The following is a 21,845-nucleotide window of genomic DNA, read 5'->3' as shown; positions in this document are numbered from 1 at the left end:
TTTACAAAGAAATGTGGGAGAAGCATAAGAAATTATGAAAAAATTGCTTTGTTATTTAAAAGAATATAAGAAAGAATCGGTACTGGGACCACTGTTCAAACTACTGGAGGCTACGTTGGAATTATTTGTGCCTCTGGTAGTAGCAGCCATCATTGATACCGGTATCGGAAATCAGGATCGAGGTTACGTCGTAAAGATGTGCCTCGTTCTTGTTTTGCTCGGATTGATCGGCCTGGCATTTTCTGTCACGGCACAGTATTTTGCCGCAAAGGCAGCCGTGGGATTTGTGACAACGATCCGTCATGTACTGTTTGGACATATCCAGAAACTGTCCTATGCAGAACTGGATACCCAGGGAACATCCACATTGATCACCCGTATGACGAGTGATATGAATCAGGTACAGAATGGTGTAAATCTCACCCTGCGTTTGTTGCTGCGTTCTCCGTTTGTCGTAATTGGTGCCATGGTCATGGCATTTACCATTGATGTGAAGGCGGCACTGGTGTTTGTCGTGGGAATCCCGGCACTGGCAGTGGTTGTATTTGGCGTAATGCTTGCATGTATTCCATTGTACAGGAAGGTACAGAACCGTCTGGATAAAGTACTGGGGCTGACAAGAGAAAATCTGACCGGTGTTCGTGTCCTGCGTGCATTCTGCAAAGAAGAAGAGCAGGAAGCGGAATTTCAGAAGCAGAATCAGACACTGACAGATACACAGAAGTTTGTGGGACGTATTTCCGCTTTGCTGAATCCTTTGACATATGTGATCATCAATGTGGCAATCATTGCACTGATCTGGATCGGTGCCATACGTGTGGATATGGGGATTATTACCCAGGGGGCGGTTGTTGCACTGTACAACTATATGTCTCAGATTTTGACAGAACTGATCAAGTTGGCCAATCTGATCATCAATATTACAAAATCGGTAGCATGTGGAAACCGTATCCAGTCCGTACTGGAAGTAGAGCCTTCTGTTAAAGACGGAGCAGCGACGGTGTCTGGCGATGGTGAAGCCGGTAAGTCAGCATACAGTGTGGTATTCGAACATGCGGGAATCCGCTATCCGGATGCGGCGCAGGAAGCGGTCAGTGATATCACTCTGAATGTCCGTCCGGGAGAGACCATCGGTATCATCGGTGGAACCGGTTCCGGAAAATCTTCGATGGTAAATCTGATCCCACGTTTTTATGACTGCAGTTCCGGTGCGGTGTATGTGGATGGCAAAAATGTATGCACCTATGGTCTGACAGAACTCAGAGATAAGATTGGTGTGGTTCCACAGAAATCGGTATTATTTGCCGGAACCATCCGCTCCAATATGCAGTGGGGCAAACCGGATGCTACGGATGAGGAAATTTTTGCGGCACTGGAGATTGCCCAGGCAAAAGATGTAGTATCAAAGAAAGAAAAAGGCCTGGATACAGAAGTAGAACAGGGTGGAAAGAATTTTTCAGGGGGACAGCGGCAGCGTCTGACCATCGCCCGAGCACTGGTAAAACAGCCGGAAATCCTGATTCTGGATGATAGTTCCTCTGCATTGGACTTTGCGACAGATGCGGCACTTCGTATGGCCATCGGATCCATGAAACATAAACCGACACTGTTTATCGTTTCCCAGCGAACTTCTGCTATTCAATATGCGGACAAGATTGTTGTCCTGGATGACGGTTCGGTGGTTGGTATCGGTACCCATGAGGAATTGATGAATACCTGCGAAGTATACAGAGAAATTTATGATTCACAGTATAAACGGACGAAATAAAGTGTTGCGAACAGGGAAGTTTATTGAAAATGCAAGAGGAGGGACAACTTGTGAAAAAGTCCGGAACACAGATGAACACGTTAAAAAAAGTGTTACAATATATCGAAACTTATCGTTTTTGGATGCTGGCATCCATTGTGCTGGCAGCGGTAACAGTGGCTTTGACCTTATATATTCCGATTTTGGTAGGACGTGCCATTGATTTTATCATTGATCGTGGAAATGTTGATTTTGTCAGCATCACAAAGCTTTTAGTGGAAATTGCCATTCTTGCGGTGAGCACCGCAGTGCTGCAGTGGATCATGAACACCATCAATAACAAAGTAACGTATCAGGTAGTGCGTGATGTGCGGAACCAGGCATTTATCAGAATTCAGAAACTACCGCTAAAATATATGGATGCACATTCCTATGGTGAGATTGTCAGTCGTGTTATTGCGGATGTAGATCAGTTTGCGGATGGTCTGCTGATGGGATTTACCCAGCTGTTTACCGGTGTGGTCACAATTATCGGTACGTTGATCTTTATGCTGACTATTCATCCGGGTATTACGCTGGTGGTAGTCGGTCTGACACCAATATCATTGTTTGTGGCGAGATTTATTGCAAAACGGACTTATGATATGTTCCGGCTGCAGTCGGAGACAAGAGCAGAGCAGACAGCACTGATTGATGAAATGGTAGGAAATCAGAAAATCGTACAAGCATTTTCACATGAGGATGAAGCACTGGAGCAGTTTGATGAGATTAATGAACGGCTGCAGAACTGTTCTCTGCGTGCAACTTTCTTTTCTTCATTGACAAATCCGTGTACCCGTTTTGTCAATAGTCTGGTATATGCAGGCGTGGCGCTGGCAGGAGCATTAAGTGTTATCGCAGGCGGCATGTCGGTCGGCGGCCTTTCCTGCTTCTTGAGTTATGCCAACCAGTATACGAAACCGTTTAATGAGATTTCCGGTGTTATTACAGAACTGCAGAATGCATTGGCATGTGCAGCACGTATTTTTGAACTGATTGAAGAAGAAGTAGAAATTCCGGATGATAAGGACGCAGTTGTACTGCATCAGATAGAGGGAAAAGTAAACTTGAAAAAGGTAGCGTTCTCTTATCTGCCGGAGCAAAAACTGATCGAGGATCTGAATCTGGAGGTGGAACCGGGACAGACCATTGCGATTGTAGGTCCGACCGGATGCGGAAAAACGACACTGATCAATCTGCTGATGCGCTTCTATGATGTCAATGCCGGCTCTGTGTGCGTGGAAGATCAGGATATCCGGCATGTGACACGACACAGCCTCCGTGAAAATTATGGTATGGTGTTGCAGGATACCTGGCTGCAGGCAGGTACCATTCGGGACAATATCCGAATGGGACGTCCGGATGCCACCGATGAAGAAGTGATTGCAGCAGCAAAAGCATGCCATGCACATGGATTTATCAAGCGTTTGTCGGATGGTTACGATACTGTGATCGGAGAAGATGGTGGAAGCCTGTCCCAGGGACAGAAGCAGCTGCTCTCCATTGCGCGGGTAATGTTGTGTCAGCCGCCGATGCTGATCCTGGATGAAGCAACTTCTTCCATTGATACGAGAACGGAGATTAAGATTCAGGATGCATTTGCAAAATTGATGAAAGGACGGACCAGCTTTATCGTGGCGCATCGTCTGTCCACGATTCAGAATGCAGACCGGATTCTGGTGATGAAGGATGGAAGTATCATTGAGCAGGGAAATCATGAAGAATTGCTGGAACAGAAAGGGTTTTATTATAAGTTATATAACAGCCAGTTTGCTCATTAAAAAGGTTCTTTGCCACTTGGGCAGAATCGGGATATGCAGTGATTATAAGAAAAATACAAGAGCTTATACTGAATGGAATGACGCACCGGATTTCATGTGTGTTTGGCTTAAATTAAGTCGAACGCACGTGAGAACCGGTGCGTTCGACTGATAGAAGACGTATTAGCTGTTTCTATGAAAGTAATTTTTTGATGGTACGTAAAAATGCTTCCACATCATCTTTTGTTGTGCCCCAGGCGGTGACCAGACGGATTGGAATCATGCCATTTTTCTCCGGTGCCCATTCATAAAAGAAAAAGTCTTTTTCCAGCTCTTTCACAACAGCAGTCGGAAGAACCGGGAAAATCTGGTTTGTCTGGGAGCTTCCGAAGAACGGTACACCAAGTTCTGTCAGAGAGTCGCGCAGGAGAGCAGCCATTTCATTGGCATGGGATGCCATGGAAAAATAGATGCTGTCCATGCCGCCTTCCAGCAGTGCTTCAAACTGAACACCGATGAGCCGTCCTTTTGCCAGCAGACCGCATTGACGTTTGATCATCCAGCGGAAATGATCGTTCATAGTATCATTTAAGATAACCAGTGCTTCTCCGAAAAGAGCTCCGTTTTTGGTTCCGCCGATATAAAAAGCATCACAGAGCGTTGCCAGTTCCTGAATGGTCAGATCATTGTCACGACATGTCAGGGCGCAGCCGAGTCTGGCGCCGTCCACATAAAGCAGCATGTTATGTGCCTTACATTTTTTAGAAAGGGCGGTCATTTCAGCTTTGCTGTAAATCGTTCCAATTTCGGTGGGCTGTGAGATATAGCAAAATTTAGGAATTGGTGTATGTTCGTCCTCATATTCTTCCCACGCCTGATCAATCATTTCCGGTGTCAGTTTTCCATTGGCACCTTCCATGGTGACAATGCGGTGTCCTGTGCCTTCTACGGCACCGGTTTCATGGAAATAAGCATGTCCACCGCGCACACTTACTACTGATTCGTATGGTTTCAGGCTTGCGGCAATCGTAGTTACATTACATGGTGTGCCGCCTACCATCATATGTACATGACAATCATGATTGTCAATCAAATCCTGTACCATACGGGCTGCGTGTTCACAGTGTTCGTCTAATCCGTATCCGTCTGTGTGTTCAAAATTTGTTTTTACCAGCGCATCCATGACTTTTGGATGTGCGCCCTGACTGTAGTCTGAGCGAAAATAAATCATATGTTTGTCCCTCCAATAATTATAAATATCCCCCCAAAGTCATAAATCACGCACCAGATCTTACATGCGTGATGGGAAAAGGTTATATAGAGAGTATAACAAGGTGGGTGAGAGTGGGCAAGTCATTTATAAAAAAGTATGCATTCATGTGTAACAATGCTACACTTTTGACATTCACATCATAAATATGTACATAGGAACAAAAACAAACAGTCCACATATATTAAAAAGAAAAATCTACGATAGTTTTTGGAGGTTGTTTTGAAAAAGAGTGTAAAAAAAGTAATTTCTATGTTCACGTGTATCGCTGTTGTCGGAGGAATGTTACTAATGGGATGCGGTCAGACATCGGTTCCGGATGAGATTGCTGATAGCTCTGAAAAAAAAGAAAGTTCTGTTGAACCTGAGAAAAACGGCGAAGAATCTGCATTGCAGAAAGTGACCTTGAATGAGGTGGCACATTCCATTTTTTATGCACCGATGTATGTAGCGATTGAAGAAGGATATTTTAAAGATGCCGGTATTGATCTGGATCTGGTGACAGGATTCGGTGCGGATAAGGTTATGACCGCTGTACTTTCCGGAGAAGCTGACATTGGGTTTATGGGACCGGAGACAACCGTGTACACGGCCAATGAGGGCAGCAAAGATCCGGTCATCAATTTTGCACAGCTGACGCAGCGAGCAGGAAATTTTCTTGTTGCAAGGGAAGAAATGAATGATTTCAAATGGTCAGATCTGATCGGTGAGGATGTACTTGGCGGTAGAGCAGGTGGCATGCCGGAAATGGTGTTTGAGTACATTTTAAAACAGAATGGTATTGAACCGTCTGAAGTAAACATTGACCAAAGTATTGATTTTGGCTCTACGGGAGCAGCTTTTACCGGAGGACAGGGAGCGTATACGGTGGAATTTGAACCTGGTGCAACGTTACTGGAACAGGAGAAAGCCGGCTATGTGGTGGCATCGTTGGGGGTGGATTCCGGTTATGTGCCATATACAGCCTTCAGTGCAAAACAGAGTTATATGAAGAAACATCCGGATGTGATCCAGGCATTTACTAATGCATTGCAGCAAGGTATGGAATATGTCAATACACATACACCGGAGGAAATTGCAGCCAGCATTCAGCCGCAGTTTTCTGAGACAGACACGGCAACTATCACAACGATCATCCGTCGTTATCAGAAGCAGGATACATGGAAGAGAGATCTTGTGTTTTCAGAGGATAGTTTTACATTGCTGTTAGATATTCTTGAAAGTGCCGGTCAGCTGGAGAAACGGCCAGATTATCAGGACGTTGTAACTACAGAATATGCGGAGAAAGCATTGCAGTAAAAATAATCTGTCAATATATGTTGTAAGAAGTTGTGATTGAAAATCAAAAGTTTTTGTAATGCAAGAACTTTTGATTTTTGTTTTGCAGCACAAAACGTTCGCTTTTTATTGTAAGAAAAAAATACTGGTGTTACAATAAAAATGATGTTGGGGTCAAAAGATGCCTTACGAATTGTTCCGTACTTCGTACTCTCGCAATTCTACCCAATATTCGCATTATAAGAATGACGTAAAGGAGAGTGTAAAAAAATGGGATTAAATAGTACACCGAGTGCCAATCGTGTACATATTGGCTTTTTTGGAAGAAGAAATGCAGGAAAATCCAGCGTCGTAAATGCTGTGACCGGGCAGGAACTGGCTGTGGTATCGGACACGAAGGGAACGACCACGGATCCGGTTTATAAATCTATGGAATTGCTGCCAATCGGACCGGTAATGATTATTGATACACCCGGTTTTGATGATGAAGGCGCGTTGGGTGAGCTGCGTGTCAGAAAAACAAAACAGGTATTGAACAAAACTGATATTGCTGTGCTTGTAGTAGATGCCACAGAAGGAAAAAAGCAGTGTGATGAAGAACTGATTCGTATTTTCAAGGAAAAAGAGATTCCATATATTATTGTAAATAATAAGGCTGATTTACTTTCTGATGAAATTTCAGAAAAAGTCTGTCAGAATAATGTATCTGAACAAAGAAAAGCAGAGCAAAATGCGTTGCTTTCCTCAGGTCAGGAACAATATGTCAGTGCCCTTACCGGTGCCGGCATCTATGAACTAAAAGAGTGTATCGGAAAACTGACTCCAAATGAGGATATGACACTGAAAATTGTAGGAGATCTGTTGCATCCGGGAGATTTCGTGGTTCTGGTTGTACCAATTGATTCAGCGGCACCAAAAGGACGTCTGATTCTGCCGCAGCAACAGACAATTCGGGATGTACTGGAAGCAAATGCAGCAGCCATAGTAGTAAAAGAAAGCGAATTAAAGCAGACATTGGAGCAGCTTGGCAAAAGTCCTGCCATGGTCATTACCGATAGCCAGGTATTTGAACAGGTATCGGAGGAGGTATCAGAGGAAATTCCGCTTACATCGTTTTCTATTTTGATGGCACGGTATAAAGGTTACCTTGAGACTGCGGTAAATGGAGTCGCTGCTATCAACCATCTGAAGGATGGAGATAAAATCCTGATTTCCGAAGGCTGTACGCACCATCGTCAATGTGATGATATCGGAACCGTCAAGATCCCGCGTTGGTTAAAGCAGCATACAGGAAAAGAACTTGTCATTGAGACAAGTTCAGGAACGGAATTTCCGGAAGATCTGACATCATATGCGTTAGTGATCCACTGTGGTGGCTGCATGCTGAATGAAAGGGAAGTAAAATACCGCATGAAGTGTGCGGAGGATCAGAAGGTTCCGTTTACGAATTATGGAATCGCTATTGCACAGATGAAAGGAATTTTGAAACGTAGTATTGAACTTTTTCCGAATCTGAACGCGGAATAAGCCTCTATTGCAGAAGTCAAAAATAAAAATTAAGGGTATCTTAATAGTATTAAAAATTACGTCATGTTAAAATGGTTACAGAAAGGAAATCTGTAGCCATTTTTGTTTGTCATGACCGAAACGAAGTGTAGATGTGCAGTGATTCTGAGATGAACATGTTAGTTTATGCTAACCAGAATCACGCACCAAGTCTCACGTGCGTTCGACTTGAATTTACGCAGAACAGATTGTAATGGCGGGTTGATTTCCTGATTATAGGAGGAGTGCGATATGAGCAAGAAGAAAAAAATCATTTTAGCAGTTGTGATCATCGTTGCAATTGCTGCAGTATCGGTTGGTTTTTTCCTGAAAGGTAAATTGGGGAAAAGCAGTGGCGGTGGAGATGCAGCCTATGTGGAGTCCGTACAGTCTTTGGTAAACGGTAGCAATGGAGGCGGGCAGAACCGTTATATGGGTGTTGTGGAATCTCAGGATACCTGGGACGTGAATCTGACATCAGACCAGACGGTGAAAGAAATTTTTGTATCCGTAGGTGACGAAGTGCAGGAGGGAACTCCATTATTCGAGTACAAGACAGATGATCTGAGTCTGCAGATCGCGCAGGCAAAGCTGGAGTTGGAAACCATTGCAAATCAGATCACAGACTACAACAATCAGATCAAAACATTGACAGCAGAAAAAAATACAGCATCCAAGGATGAGCAGTTTAATTATACGGTGCAGATCCAGAGTCTGCAAACTTCCATCAAGCAGTCTGAATTTGAACAGCAGAGTAAGAAATTAGAGATTCAGAAGATGGAAGATACGATGTCCCAGTCAACCGTGAGCAGCAAAATCAACGGCATTGTAAAATCCATTAATGAAAACGAAAGTACAGATGAGCATGGTAACCAACAGCCATTTATGTCAATTCTGACTGTTGGCGATTACCGTGTGAAAGGGACTGTTAATGAGACAAATGTATACAGTCTTTCCGAGGGGCAGAGTGTGATTTTACGTTCCAGAGTAGACGAGACAAAGACATGGACAGGAACAATTGAGAAAATTGATACAGAAAATAAGCAGGCGAATAATAACAACATGTCTTATGATGGTTCCAATTCTGACAATCAGTCCAGCAAATATCCATTTTATGTAAAACTTGATTCCGCAGATGGCCTGATGCTTGGACAGCATCTGTATGTGGAGCTGGATGAAGGACAGATGGATGAGAAAGAAGGAATCTGGCTTTACAGTGGATATATTGTGCAAGACGAGGATACACCATATGTATGGGCAGATAACGGAAATGGCAAACTGGAAAAGCGTACAGTTGAACTTGGGAAATATGACGAAGGCATGGATCTGTATGAAATTACATCCGGTCTGGAGCTGACAGATTATATCGCATGGCCGGTATCTGGATTCCGTATAGGTTTAAAGACAACTACAAATGTAGATGAAGGAATGGTGGAAGAGGATCTTTCTTCTGATGGCGAAACAGATGCTCATAGTATGGACGAGGATGCTGATGCCGGTATGGTAGATGAAAGTGATATGCAGCCGGTCGTAGATGGAGATTCAGGTGCTGACACAGGAAGTGCAGACACTCCGGCGGCAGAATAGGAGGGGCATATGCTTTTAAATCTTAGTCATATTTATAAGGATTATCAGCAGGAAAAACTGGTAGTTCCTGTATTAAAAGATGTGAGTGTTTCGGTGGAAGAGGGAGAATATGTGGCAATCATGGGACCTTCCGGTTCCGGAAAAACGACATTAATGAATATCATCGGATGCCTGGATCTGCCTACCAGTGGCAGCTATGAACTGGCGGGGCAGGATGTTTTACAATGCAAAGACCGGGAACTTGCAGATGTCAGACTGAACAGTATCGGGTTTGTGTTTCAGAGTTTTCATCTGCTGCCCAGAGAGACCGCACTAGAAAATGTAGCATTACCTCTGATTTATGCAGGAGTAAAGAAGCCGGATCGGGAAAAACGTGCGGCTGCTGCACTGGATCGTGTGGGGCTGGCAGATCGTGTGGAGTTCAAACCAACGCAGCTGTCCGGCGGTCAGAAACAGCGTGTAGCCATTGCCCGTGCTATGGTGAACAATCCGAAGATTTTACTGGCTGATGAGCCTACGGGAGCATTGGATTCCAAGTCCGGCAGACAGATCATGGAGCTTTTTGACCGTCTGAATGAGGAAGGTGTGACCATTGTCATGATCACGCATGATGCAAAGATTGCGTCTTATGCAAAACGTGTGATCCACATCATTGATGGTGAGATAGAGGAGGCGGCAGAATGAAAAATAGGAAAGTCATGAAACGTGTTCTTGTGATCGCCATTGTTGCAGCTATTGCAGGAGGCAGCATCGGAACCGGTGTCTATGTACAGCGCGCCAAAATGACAGCGGAAGTGATGTCTGTGGCAGATTTAAATAGTGGATATTGGGGAGACGATGTTAATAGCTCCGGAATGATTACGAATGATTATTCTCAGTCTGTGGAAATTACGAATACGGATGAAATCAAAGAGGTGTATGTAAAGGAAGGACAGCAGGTGCAGAAAGGTGATAAACTGCTGGCACTTGATACGACAGTAGCTTCCCTGAATTTACAGGGAAAACAGCTGGAAGTAGAAAATCTGAATAATCAGATTACTATTGCTCAGAATGATTTAAAAAAATTAAAAAATACGAAACCATATGTGGAGCCAGCCAATCCGGTGACGCCAGAACCTGATATACCACATGTGCAGGAGATGGCAGGAAATGCATACAACTATATTTCCGGGACTGCCGTTCCATATAATCAGAACAGCGCAGATGGCAGCGAAGAGAATCCTTATCGTTACCTGTGTACAGAATCAGCTTATGTGACGGGAGACTTTTTAAGCCAGCTGGCAGAAGAAAAAACATATGCTGTATTCGAGATTCGGGAAAATAATGAAGTTTCCGGAGAACTTGTGACCGCATGGGAAGTGGACGGTGCACAGATCGCTGTGCCTGATGGAAATACAAAATGGTCCGTATATGATCACAGCCAGATTTCAAATGATGCATCAGAGGCAGAGGATGATACGAGTGTTGTCAATGACGGAATATCAAATGCAGGCGGTTACACCCAGGCGGAATTAAATGACATGATCGCGGAGCAGGAGAAAAAAATCAAGGAGCTGGACCTGAATAAGCGAAAAGCGGAACTGGAAGTAGAAAAACTGAAAGCGCAGAGTTCCGATGGAATGATATATGCTACGGTTACCGGCATAGTAAAAAATTTGCAGGATAAAGACAATCTACCAAATGACGGTACGCCATTTATGGAGGTGACAGGTTCGGAAGGTCTATATGTGACAGGAGGAATCAGCGAATTACTTCTGGATAAGGTAAAACCGGGGCAGATGGTCAGTGTGTCTTCGTGGGAAAGCGGATCAAGCTGCGAGGCAGAGATTACCGAGATTAAAAACTATCCTTCCACGGATGTTTCTTCTTATGGAGAAGGCAATAATAATGTGTCTTACTACCCATTTGTCGCTTATATTGAAGATACGTCAGGATTTCGAAATGGCGAATATGTGGATCTGACCATGACAGTTTCCGATGATGAAACAGGAAGTTCTCTTTATATTTTTAAAGGATATGTCCGTACGGAAAATGGAAAGTCTTATGTACTGAAAGCAGATGAGAATGATCGTCTGGTGAAACAGTATGTGAAAACAGGAAGAATCATTTACGGAGATACAATTGAAATTAAAGCCGGATTGAGTGAAGATGACCGCATTGCCTTTCCATATGGAAAAACGGCAAAAGAGGGTGTCCGTGCGGTGGATTCTGATGGCTCATATTATTAAGGGGAGGTGCGTGAAATGTTAGAAAATATTAGACTGTCCTTTCAGGGCATCTGGTCTCATAAAATGCGTTCCTTTCTGACGATGCTTGGCATCATTATCGGTATTGGTGCAATTATTGCAATTGTTTCCACAATTCAGGGAACAAATGAGCAGATCAAACAGAATCTGGTAGGTGCCGGAAATAATGCAGTGACAGTTCAACTTTATCAGGATGAATGGACTTACGAGATGGATTATAACGGAATTCCGGATGGTGTTCCGGTGATCAGTGATGATACTATGCAGCAGATTCTGGCAGTGGATGGTGTGGAGGAAGCATCCCGCTATACCAGCCGTCAGGGTTATGATACGGTATGTTATGGCAATACATCTCTTTCCGGTGGTTATGTCATGGGGGTTGATGCAAATTATCTGGATACCTGCAGTTATAGCATTAAGGAGGGCCGTGGGTTTGACAGTAATGATTATGCGAAATACAGAAAAGTGGCAATTTTAGATCGGGATAGTGCATCTTCGTTATTTCAGGGAGCCGATGCGATAGGAAAGACCATTGAGATTCAGGGAGAACCGTATATTGTAGTTGGAATTGCAGATAAAAAAGATGGTTTTGAACCAGTGATCAATTCTATGGATGACTATTATACTTACATGCAGGATAGCAGTGGCAGAGTGTTTATTCCATCTGCCACATGGCCGATTGTATTTCAGTATGATGAACCACAGAGTGTGGTTTTAAAAGCAACAGATACAGATTCCATGGCATCTGCAGGTCAGGCAGTGGCAGATATCCTGAACGCAAATCTTAATGTTTCAGATAGTACAATCCAATATAAAGGCCAGGATTTGTTAAAACAGGCACAGGATATTCAGGAACTGAGCCAGTCCACAAACCGCATGCTGATCTGGATTGCAGGTATTTCGCTTCTGGTCGGCGGTATCGGTGTTATGAATATCATGTTAGTATCTGTGACAGAACGCACACAGGAAATTGGGCTGAAAAAAGCGATCGGAGCAAAGAAGAGCCATATTCTCGGTCAGTTTCTGACAGAGGCAGCCGTATTGACCAGCCTTGGTGGTATCATCGGTGTAATTGCAGGAATCGTGCTCGCGGAGGTGATTTCTAAAGTTAGTGAGATGCCTGTGGTTATCAGTATCCCGGCGGCAATCATTGCAGTTGGATTTTCTATGGGAATTGGAATTATTTTCGGATTACTGCCATCTTATAAAGCAGCAAATCTGAAACCAATTGATGCGTTACGCCGAGAATAGATCTTGCTTGTGTGAGTAAAAGGTTTACCGATACAAAATTCGATACAAAATTTATCCAGAACACAAGGAACAAGGCTTGAATATTGCTGTGAATCAGTGTATACTTTTGAAAGAATAAAATTTCCTCAGGAGGAAGCTATGATTGACATTAAGTTTTTAAGAGAAAACCCGGATATTGTAAAACAGAATATCAAAAATAAATTTCAGGATCACAAACTTGGTCTGGTGGATGAAGTAATCGAATTAGATGCATCATCCCGAACAGTTCAGCAGGAAGCGGATGATCTGCGTGCCAACAGAAACCGTATCTCCAAACAGATTGGTGCTCTGATGGGACAGGGAAAAAAAGAAGAGGCTATGGCATTAAAAGAGCAGGTTGCCAAAGATGCAGAGCGTCTGACAGAACTTGAGGCACAGGAAGGCGAGCTTCAGGAGAAAATCAAAAAAATCATGATGACCATCCCAAATATCATTGATCCGTCTGTTCCGATTGGAAAAGATGACAGTGAGAACGTAGAAGTTGAGCGTTTCGGTGAGCCGGTTGTTCCGGATTTCGAGATTCCGTATCACACAGAAATCATGGAGAAATTTGATGGTATTGATCTTGACAGTGCAAGAAAAGTAGCCGGAAACGGTTTCTATTATCTGAAAGGGGATATTGCCCGTTTGCACTCAGCAGTTCTGGCTTATGCCCGTGACTTTATGATTGACCGTGGATTCACATACTGCATTCCGCCATACATGATCAGAAGTAATGTTGTTACCGGTGTTATGAGTTTTGATGAGATGGATGCTATGATGTACAAGATTGAAGGCGAGGATCTGTATCTGATCGGTACTTCCGAGCATTCCATGATCGGAAGCTTTATTGATACGATGATCGATGAGGAGCAGTTGCCAAAGACTCTGACCAGCTATTCTCCATGTTTCCGTAAAGAAAAGGGAGCTCATGGTATCGAGGAGAGAGGTGTGTACCGTATCCATCAGTTTGAAAAACAGGAAATGATCGTTGTATGTAAACCAGAAGATTCTATGATGTGGTATGAGAAATTATGGCAGAATACGGTAGATCTGTTCCGCAGTCTTGATATTCCGGTTCGTACGTTAGAGTGCTGTTCCGGTGACCTTGCTGACCTGAAGGTCAAATCTGTTGATGTTGAGGCATGGTCTCCGCGTCAGAAGAAATATTTCGAAGTAGGAAGCTGTTCAAATCTTGGTGATGCTCAGGCAAGACGACTGAAAATCCGTGTAAAAGGTGCTGATGGTAAGAAATATCTGGCACATACATTGAATAATACCGTAGTTGCTCCGCCAAGAATGTTGATTGCATTTCTGGAGAATAACTTAAATGCGGATGGAACTGTTAATATTCCGAAAGCATTACAGCCATATATGGGTGGAAAAACAAAAATTGAGTAATTAAGAAGCGGCAAGGTCTGGCGATGACGTCGGGCCTTGCCGCTGTTGCTTAAGTGAGAAATCATGAAAGTAAGTGTTGAAAAAAGGAAAAAACTATGATAAAATACCTACAATTTGTATATATGGCAGAAAAATGAATATTATGCATGAATAATGTATAAATATACAGAAAAAGAGAAAATTCCCTCTTTTTTTTTGCAACAAGCCAGCAAATACATGTTAAAATGTAGTAAGATTACAGAGATGGACAGAGATATTTATCATGCGCTGCATGACGTGCATCTCGCAGCAAAAATGTGAGAACATTTTTGGATGCAAAGTGTATATTGTAGAAAAGAGAAAGGACGGGCGAATAAATGAAAGCATTTCTGATTCTGGAAGACGGTACAGTATTTACCGGAACAAGCATTGGTTCGACAAAGAGCGTGATCAGTGAAATCGTCTTCAATACTTCCATGACTGGTTATCTGGAGGTTTTGACAGATCCATCCTATGCGGGACAGGCAGTTGTAATGACGTATCCGCTGATTGGAAATTATGGAGTTACACCGGATATGGAGTCTGCACAGCCATGGCCGGACGGATATATCGTAAGAGAGTTATCCAGAATTCCAAGTAACTTCCGTTGCCAGGGAACCATTCAGGAATTTTTGAAAGAACATGATATTCCGGGAATCGCAGGAATTGATACAAGAGCATTGACAAAAATTCTGCGTGAAAAAGGAACTATGAATGGTATGATCACCACAGATGAAAATTACAAACTGGATGAAATTTTGCCTCAGCTTCATGTATACAATACAGGAAATGTAGTGGATAAGGTGACTTGCTGCGAGAAAAAAGTGCTGAAAGCAGATGGCTATAAAGTAGCACTGCTGGACTTTGGCGCAAAGAACAATATTGCACAGTCCCTGCACAAACGTGGCTGTGAAGTTACGATTTATCCGGCACACACAACGGCTGAGGAGATTCTTTCTTCTGATCCGGACGGAATTATGCTTTCTAACGGCCCTGGAGATCCAAAAGCCTGCACAGATATTATCAAAGAAGTGAAAAAACTTTATGATTCAGAAGTACCGATTTTTGCTATCTGCTTAGGACACCAGCTGATGGCATTAGCTACCGGCGCAGATACTTATAAACTCAAATATGGCCATAGAGGTGGCAATCATCCGGTAAAAGATCTGGAGACAGGTCGTGTATATATTTCATCCCAGAACCATGGATACGCGGTGGATGCAGACAGTCTGGATCAAACAATAGCAGTTCCTGCGTTTACAAATGTAAATGACGGAACCAACGAAGGACTCAAGTATACAGGAAAGAATATCTTTACTGTACAGTTCCATCCGGAAGCATGCCCTGGGCCACAGGATTCCGGATACCTGTTTGACAAGTTTATTGAAATGATGGGAGGACAGAAATAATGCCAAAGAGATCAGATATCAAAAAAGTATTAGTAATCGGTTCCGGTCCGATCGTTATCGGACAGGCTGCTGAGTTTGATTATGCAGGTACACAGGCATGCCGTTCCCTGAAAGAGGAAGGTGTTGAAGTTTGCCTGGTAAACTCCAACCCGGCAACCATCATGACAGATAAACAGATCGCGGATCAGGTTTATATCGAGCCGTTGACCGTTGATGTGTTAAAACAGATTATTTTAAAAGAAAAACCGGACAGTGTACTTCCGACTCTGGGTGGACAGGCTGGTCTGAACCTTGGTATGGAGCTGGCAGAATCCGGATTTTTAGAAGAAAACGGTGTAAAACTCATTGGTACAACAGCTGAGACTATTTTCCGTGCGGAGGATCGTCAGGCGTTCAAAGATACCATGGAAAAAATCGGCGAGCCGTGTGCAGCTTCTCTGGTTGTAAATACGGTAGAGGATGGTATTAAATTTACAAATACCATCGGTTATCCGGTTGTACTGCGTCCGGCTTTCACTTTAGGCGGAAGCGGCGGTGGTATTGCTCATAATGAAGAGGAATTAGTTGAAATCCTGAGTAATGGTCTGCGTCTGAGCCGTGTCGGAGAAGTTCTGGTTGAGCGCTGCATCGCCGGATGGAAAGAAATCGAGTACGAAGTAATGCGTGATGCCAACGGAAACTGTATTACCGTATGTAATATGGAGAATATCGACCCGGTTGGTGTGCATACCGGTGATTCTATCGTAGTAGCACCTTCCCAGACACTGGGTGACAAAGAATACCAGATGCTGCGTACTTCTGCGTTAAATATTATCAGTGAGCTGAACATCACCGGTGGATGTAATGTACAGTATGCGTTGAATCCGGATTCCTTTGAATACTGTGTCATCGAGGTTAACCCGCGTGTAAGCCGTTCTTCTGCCCTGGCTTCCAAGGCAACCGGATATCCGATTGCAAAAGTTGCCGCAAAGATCGCACTTGGCTACACACTGGATGAAATCAAAAATGCCATTACAGGAAAAACTTATGCAAGTTTCGAGCCGATGTTGGATTATTGCGTTGTAAAGATCCCGCGTCTGCCGTTTGATAAATTTATCACTGCAAAACGTACACTGACTACACAGATGAAAGCAACCGGTGAGGTTATGAGTATCTGTACAAACTTCGAAGGTGCGCTGATGAAAGCCATCCGTTCCCTTGAACAGCATGTGGACAGTCTTGTTTCTGATGAATATCTGACACTTTCTTATGATAAACTGATCGAGCGTCTGAAAGTGGTAGATGACAGAAGAATCTGGGTTATTGCAGAGGCATGCCGTCGTGGTGTTTCCTATGACACCATCCATGAAATCACAAAGATTGACAAGTGGTTCATTGATAAAATTGCAATCCTGGTTGAAATGGAAGGTCGTCTGCGCAGCGAAGCACTGACTGTTGATCTGCTGCGTGAAGCAAAACGTATTGAGTTCCCGGATAAAGTGATTGCTCAGTTAACAGGTAAAGACGAAGACTACATCAAAAATATGCGTTATGAGAACGGTATCACAGCTTCTTTCAAGATGGTTGATACTTGTGCTGCTGAGTTTGCGGCAAGCACACCATATTATTATTCCTGTTTTGACGGTGAAAATGAGGCAGATGGAACAGCAAAGAAGAAAAAAGTGCTGGTACTTGGATCTGGTCCGATCCGTATCGGACAGGGTATCGAGTTCGATTTCTGTTCGGTTCATTGTACATGGGCATTTTCCAAAGCCGGATATGAAACCATTATTATTAATAACAATCCTGAGACGGTTTCCACTGACTTTGACATTGCAGACAAGCTGTATTTCGAACCACTGACACCGGAAGATGTTGAGAATGTTGTAAACATCGAGAAACCGGATGGAGCAGTTGTACAGTTCGGTGGACAGACTGCGATCAAGTTGACGGAAAGCCTGATGAAGATGGGTGTGCCGATTCTTGGTACAAAAGCAGAGGATGTTGATGCAGCCGAAGACCGTGAACTTTTTGATGAAATCCTGGAGAAGACGAATATTCCGAGAGCAGCAGGTGATACTGTTTATACGGCTCAGGAAGCAAAAGTGGCAGCAAACCGCATAGGTTATCCGGTGCTTGTTCGTCCTTCTTATGTACTTGGCGGACAGGGCATGCATATTGCCTTCAATGATGATGAAATCGTAGAATTTATTGATACCATTAATCAGATCGCACAGGATCATCCAATCTTGATCGATAAATACCTGATGGGTAAAGAAATTGAGGTTGATGCGGTATGCGATGGTACAGATATCCTGATCCCGGGTATTATGGAACATATCGAGCGTACCGGTGTACATTCCGGAGACAGTATTTCTGTATACCCGGCACCGACGATCAGCAATCATGTAAAAGAGACGATTGTAGAATATACAAAACGTCTGGCAAGAGCACTTCATGTTGTAGGACTGATCAATATCCAGTTTATTGCAATGAACGAGGAAGTATACGTTATCGAAGTAAACCCGCGTTCTTCCAGAACCGTACCGTATATCAGCAAAGTAACAGGTATCCCGATCGTAGATCTGGCAACCAAAGTGATCCTTGGTGAAACAATCAAAGGAATGGGATACAAGCCGGGACTGGCACCGGAGGCAGATTATATTGCAATCAAGATGCCGGTATTCTCCTTTGAGAAACTGCGTGGAGCGGAGATCAGTCTTGGACCGGAAATGAAATCTACCGGCGAGTGTCTTGGTATTGCCAAGAATTTCAACGAAGCACTGTACAAAGCATTTATCGGTGCTGGTATCCAGCTTCCGAAGTACAAACGGATGATCATGACCGTCAAAGATTCGGATAAAGAAGAATCAGTTGGCGTTGCAAAACGTTTTGAAGCACTGGGATATACGATTTATGCCACAAGAAGCACTGCAAAATATCTGCAGGATCACGGTGTAAATGCCCGACGCGTAAATAAAATTTCTCAGGAATCACCAAATGTTATGGATCTGATCCTCGGACACAAGATTGACCTTGTTATCGATACTCCAACACAGGGACGTGATAAATCCAGAGACGGATTCCTCATTCGCCGAAATGCCATTGAGACAGGCGTTCACTGCCTGACATCCATGGATACGGCAAATGCGCTGGCACTCAGCCTTGAGACAGCAAATGATCAGATGACGATGATCGACATCGCGACAGTTAAGAATCTTTAATATTTAATTTTAAGATTTTGAAGAGAAGACGTCAGAAGTTAATTTTACCCTTGCAACTAACAATTGCTTGCTTAGGAAAAATTAACTTCTGGCGTCCTTTCAGTTATGGAAAAAATATGAAGATTTTGTGAAAAAAATGTCAAAGTTTTATAAAAAGACTGGATTTTTCAATAACTTTGTGGTAATGTAGGAACTGGGAAGAAATTTAATTACCTGTATGTGGGTATTGCATTGTATGCATACGTGTGTTAAAGTTAACTCATAAGATTTTTCAAAGACCTTAGCCAGAAGAGCGAGGAACCATCGAAGAAGAAAATAGGAAAGCGGAAACCGAGGTTCGGTGTACGGATCCTAATTTTTTTTGGAGACTATGTTAAAAAAATAACAGTCTTTTAGATGACTTTTCACCCTTTCGACTATGTTAAAAAAATGACAAAAGTGTACGAAAATCCTTTTTAAATTTTAGGAAAAATGACGAAGGAGACGTTGCAAAAATTAGATGATAGTGCTAAAATAATATTGTCTAGCGTTATTCTTTTAACATAATTACTAGAGGTATATTTAAAAAGTCAAGAAGGAGAGAAGAAAAAAATGGCAAAGAAAGTTGTATTAGCAGGCGCTTGCCGTACTGCAATCGGTAAAATGGGTGGACAGTTTGGAAATACTCCGGCTGTTGAATTAGGATCCATCGTTATCAAAGAGGCATTAAAGAGAGCAGGCGTTGCTCCGGAACAGGTTGACGAGGTTATGATGGGATGTGTTATCCAGGCTTCCCAGGGACAGAACGTAGCTCGTCAGGCATCTATCAAAGCAGGTATCCCGAATGAGGTTCCGGCTTTCACTCTGAATGTAGTATGCGGATCCGGTCTGAAATGTGTAAACGAGGCTGCAAACATGATCATGGCTGGACAGGCTGATATCGTTGTAGCAGGTGGTATGGAGAATATGTCTATGGCTCCATATGCATTAAAGAAAGCTCGTTTTGGTTACAGAATGAACAATGCAACTATGATTGATACAATGGTAAATGATGCATTATGGGATGCATTCAACAACTACCATATGATGATCACAGCTGAGAATATTTGTGATCAGTGGGGATTAACACGTGAAGAACTGGATGAGTTCGCAGCAGTTTCCCAGCAGAAAGCAGTAGCAGCTCAGGAGTCCGGAGCATTTGATGATGAGATCGTTCCTGTTCCGGTTAAAATGAAAAAAGAGACTGTTATGATCGCAAAAGATGAGGGACCGCGTCCTGGCACAACAGCTGAGTCACTTTCTAAATTAAAATGCTGCTCCGGTAAAGAGGGCGGACTTGTTACAGCAGGTAATGCTTCCGGTATCAATGATGGTGCTGCAGCAATCGTTGTAATGAGCGAAGAAAAAGCAAAAGAACTTGGTGTTAAACCGATGGCTACATTCGTAGCAGGTGCTCTTGCCGGATGCGCTCCGGAGATCATGGGTATCGGACCGGTTCCGGCTACAAGAAAAGCATTAAAGATCGCTGGTCTTGAGATGGATGATATCGATCTGATCGAGGCAAATGAGGCATTTGCAGCTCAGTCTGTAGCAGTACAGAAAGAGTTAGGCTTCAGCTCTGATATCTTAAATGTAAACGGTGGTGCTATCGCACTGGGACATCCGGTAGGAGCTTCCGGATGCCGTATCCTTGTTACACTGCTTCATGCTATGCAGAAGAGAGACGTTACATACGGACTTGCTACTCTGTGTATCGGTGGCGGAATGGGTTGTGCTACAATCGTTAAAAAAGAAGCTTAATTAAAATTTGATTTTTAAAAGGATTTAAAAATCCGGATTTATCTCCGGCATGATTGCGACATGCGAAAGTGTCGGAGATATTTTAAACATTGCTTTGTTAGTAATTTAACATAGTTACGGCAAAGCACAGACATTATTAGATATGTGTGACTAATCTATGGACAAGATTGTTTGGGTATGGCAGTCGCTATGTTTCATGTTAGTATATATTTTCATTTTAAGGAGGACATATCATGAAAGTTGGTATTATTGGAGCAGGAACAATGGGATCAGGTATCGCACAGGCTTTTGCACAGACAGAAGGCTATGAAGTATATTTATGTGATATCAATGATGAGTTTGCTGCAAACGGCAAGAAAAAAATCGCAAAAGGATTCGAAAAAAGAATCGCAAAAGGCAAAATGGATCAGGACAAAGCTGATGCAATCCTTGCTAAAATTACCACAGGTACAAAAGATATTTGTACAGATGCTGATTTAGTAGTTGAAGCAGCATTAGAGGATATGGCAATCAAAAAACAGACATTCAAAGAGCTTCAGGAAATTGTTCCGGCTGACTGTATTTTTGCAACAAATACATCTTCATTATCCATCACAGAGATTGGTGCAGGTCTTGACAGACCGGTAATCGGAATGCATTTCTTCAATCCGGCACCAGTAATGAAACTGATCGAGGTAATCCAGGGAGCAAATACTCCGGATGATTTAAGAGATAAAATCGTTGAGATTTCCAAAAAAATCGGTAAGACACCGGTTCAGGTTAACGAGGCAGCTGGTTTCGTAGTAAACAGAATCCTTATTCCGATGATCAACGAAGGTATCTGTGTATTAGAAGCAGGTGTTGCAAGCGTAGAAGATATTGATGCAGCAATGAGATTAGGTGCTAACCACCCAATGGGACCTTTACAGTTAGGTGACTACATTGGTCTTGATATCTGCCTTGCTATCATGGAAGTAATCTATTCTGAGACAGGCGATCCTAAGTATCGTCCAGCTCCATTACTTAGAAAAATGGTACGTGCAAACAAACTTGGCTGCAAGACAGGCGTAGGTTTCTACGATTACAGCAAATAAGAATAGAATAATTACTCTCGAATTATAAGGGGTATAGTCCTTATAAGATATATAAGAAGTAGGCAGTCAAAATGACTGATACCGATGTTCATATCGGAGAGTGGCGCCAGACATGTGCATTTCGCTACACATGTCTTTGGTGTCGTTTGGAGTTTTGACTGTGCTTCACTAAAAATGGAGGAAAAGTATAAAATGGATTTCGGATTAAGTAAGAAACACGA

14 protein-coding genes are annotated in these 21,845 nt (G+C 43.1%); 13 read left to right on the top strand and 1 reads right to left on the bottom strand.

The annotated features are described in order from the left end of the window. Positions 1 to 34: 34 nt before the first annotated feature. Complete coding sequence (locus HMPREF0373_RS15595) at positions 35 to 1,768, top strand: ABC transporter ATP-binding protein (RefSeq protein WP_021740777.1); 1,734 nt, start codon at positions 35 to 37, stop codon at positions 1,766 to 1,768. A gap of 29 nt (positions 1,769 to 1,797) precedes the next feature. Then, positions 1,798 to 3,567 (top strand): ABC transporter ATP-binding protein, encoded by a 1,770-nt coding sequence (locus HMPREF0373_RS15590; protein WP_021740776.1) that lies wholly within the window; start codon positions 1,798 to 1,800, stop codon positions 3,565 to 3,567. Positions 3,568 to 3,739: 172 nt separating this feature from the next. Here HMPREF0373_RS15590 and HMPREF0373_RS15585 read toward each other — a convergent pair whose 3' ends face one another. Beyond that, positions 3,740 to 4,777 carry a threonine aldolase family protein gene (locus HMPREF0373_RS15585; protein WP_021740775.1) on the bottom strand — a complete coding sequence of 346 codons (1,038 nt, stop codon included), beginning with the start codon at positions 4,775 to 4,777 and terminating at the stop codon, positions 3,740 to 3,742. A 261-nt stretch (positions 4,778 to 5,038) separates the two neighbouring features. Between HMPREF0373_RS15585 and HMPREF0373_RS15580 the strand changes: the two genes are divergently transcribed. The 11 genes from HMPREF0373_RS15580 to HMPREF0373_RS15530 all read left to right on the top strand — a co-directional run bounded on the left by HMPREF0373_RS15580 (position 5,039) and on the right by HMPREF0373_RS15530 (position 21,624). After that, positions 5,039 to 6,115: an ABC transporter substrate-binding protein gene (locus HMPREF0373_RS15580; protein ID WP_242831224.1), complete on the top strand. Its 1,077-nt coding sequence runs from the start codon at positions 5,039 to 5,041 to the stop codon at positions 6,113 to 6,115. A 249-nt stretch (positions 6,116 to 6,364) separates the two neighbouring features. Beyond that, complete coding sequence (hydF, locus tag HMPREF0373_RS15575) at positions 6,365 to 7,621, top strand: [FeFe] hydrogenase H-cluster maturation GTPase HydF (protein ID WP_021740773.1); 1,257 nt, start codon at positions 6,365 to 6,367, stop codon at positions 7,619 to 7,621. A gap of 270 nt (positions 7,622 to 7,891) precedes the next feature. Next, positions 7,892 to 9,226 carry an efflux RND transporter periplasmic adaptor subunit gene (locus HMPREF0373_RS15570; RefSeq protein WP_021740772.1) on the top strand — a complete coding sequence of 445 codons (1,335 nt, stop codon included), beginning with the start codon at positions 7,892 to 7,894 and terminating at the stop codon, positions 9,224 to 9,226. 9 nt (positions 9,227 to 9,235) lie between these two features. Continuing rightward, the gene (locus tag HMPREF0373_RS15565) at positions 9,236 to 9,910 is read left to right on the top strand and encodes an ABC transporter ATP-binding protein (protein ID WP_021740771.1); all 675 of its coding nucleotides are present in this window, start codon (positions 9,236 to 9,238) and stop codon (positions 9,908 to 9,910) included. Next, positions 9,907 to 11,454 (top strand): biotin/lipoyl-binding protein, encoded by a 1,548-nt coding sequence (locus HMPREF0373_RS15560; RefSeq protein ID WP_021740770.1) that lies wholly within the window; start codon positions 9,907 to 9,909, stop codon positions 11,452 to 11,454. Before HMPREF0373_RS15565 ends, HMPREF0373_RS15560 begins: the two co-directional genes overlap by 4 nt. A 15-nt stretch (positions 11,455 to 11,469) precedes the next feature. Further along, positions 11,470 to 12,723 carry an ABC transporter permease gene (locus tag HMPREF0373_RS15555; RefSeq protein ID WP_021740769.1) on the top strand — a complete coding sequence of 418 codons (1,254 nt, stop codon included), beginning with the start codon at positions 11,470 to 11,472 and terminating at the stop codon, positions 12,721 to 12,723. A gap of 138 nt (positions 12,724 to 12,861) precedes the next feature. Further along, a complete protein-coding gene (gene serS, locus HMPREF0373_RS15550; protein WP_044964989.1) occupies positions 12,862 to 14,142 on the top strand; it encodes a serine--tRNA ligase in 1,281 nt (426 codons plus the stop codon). Positions 14,143 to 14,498: 356 nt separating this feature from the next. Next, a complete protein-coding gene (locus tag HMPREF0373_RS15545; protein ID WP_021740766.1) occupies positions 14,499 to 15,569 on the top strand; it encodes a carbamoyl phosphate synthase small subunit in 1,071 nt (356 codons plus the stop codon). Then, positions 15,569 to 18,772, top strand: a complete 3,204-nt coding sequence (gene carB / locus HMPREF0373_RS15540) for a carbamoyl-phosphate synthase large subunit (protein ID WP_021740765.1) — start codon at positions 15,569 to 15,571, stop codon at positions 18,770 to 18,772. Before HMPREF0373_RS15545 ends, carB begins: the two co-directional genes overlap by 1 nt. 591 nt (positions 18,773 to 19,363) lie before the next feature. Beyond that, the gene (locus tag HMPREF0373_RS15535) at positions 19,364 to 20,551 is read left to right on the top strand and encodes an acetyl-CoA C-acetyltransferase (protein WP_021740764.1); all 1,188 of its coding nucleotides are present in this window, start codon (positions 19,364 to 19,366) and stop codon (positions 20,549 to 20,551) included. Between the two features lie 233 nt (positions 20,552 to 20,784). After that, the gene (locus HMPREF0373_RS15530) at positions 20,785 to 21,624 is read left to right on the top strand and encodes a 3-hydroxyacyl-CoA dehydrogenase family protein (RefSeq protein WP_021740763.1); all 840 of its coding nucleotides are present in this window, start codon (positions 20,785 to 20,787) and stop codon (positions 21,622 to 21,624) included. Positions 21,625 to 21,845 lie beyond the last annotated feature (221 nt).

The sequence above is a fragment of the Eubacterium ramulus ATCC 29099 genome (genome assembly GCF_000469345.1).
In the GTDB taxonomy this organism is placed as follows: domain Bacteria; phylum Bacillota; class Clostridia; order Lachnospirales; family Lachnospiraceae; genus Eubacterium_I; species Eubacterium_I ramulus.
This window is presented reverse-complemented; position numbering and strand designations above follow the sequence as displayed.

Coding starts and splice junctions, on each gene's coding strand:
- HMPREF0373_RS15595 (WP_021740777.1), top strand. CDS start 35: ATGAAAAAATTGCTTTGTTATTTAAAAGAATATAAGAAAGAATCGGTA.
- HMPREF0373_RS15590 (WP_021740776.1), top strand. CDS start 1,798: ATGCAAGAGGAGGGACAACTTGTGAAAAAGTCCGGAACACAGATGAAC.
- HMPREF0373_RS15585 (WP_021740775.1), bottom strand. CDS start 4,777: ATGATTTATTTTCGCTCAGACTACAGTCAGGGCGCACATCCAAAAGTC.
- hydF (WP_021740773.1), top strand. CDS start 6,365: ATGGGATTAAATAGTACACCGAGTGCCAATCGTGTACATATTGGCTTT.
- HMPREF0373_RS15570 (WP_021740772.1), top strand. CDS start 7,892: ATGAGCAAGAAGAAAAAAATCATTTTAGCAGTTGTGATCATCGTTGCA.
- HMPREF0373_RS15565 (WP_021740771.1), top strand. CDS start 9,236: ATGCTTTTAAATCTTAGTCATATTTATAAGGATTATCAGCAGGAAAAA.
- HMPREF0373_RS15560 (WP_021740770.1), top strand. CDS start 9,907: ATGAAAAATAGGAAAGTCATGAAACGTGTTCTTGTGATCGCCATTGTT.
- HMPREF0373_RS15555 (WP_021740769.1), top strand. CDS start 11,470: ATGTTAGAAAATATTAGACTGTCCTTTCAGGGCATCTGGTCTCATAAA.
- serS (WP_044964989.1), top strand. CDS start 12,862: ATGATTGACATTAAGTTTTTAAGAGAAAACCCGGATATTGTAAAACAG.
- HMPREF0373_RS15545 (WP_021740766.1), top strand. CDS start 14,499: ATGAAAGCATTTCTGATTCTGGAAGACGGTACAGTATTTACCGGAACA.
- carB (WP_021740765.1), top strand. CDS start 15,569: ATGCCAAAGAGATCAGATATCAAAAAAGTATTAGTAATCGGTTCCGGT.
- HMPREF0373_RS15535 (WP_021740764.1), top strand. CDS start 19,364: ATGGCAAAGAAAGTTGTATTAGCAGGCGCTTGCCGTACTGCAATCGGT.
- HMPREF0373_RS15530 (WP_021740763.1), top strand. CDS start 20,785: ATGAAAGTTGGTATTATTGGAGCAGGAACAATGGGATCAGGTATCGCA.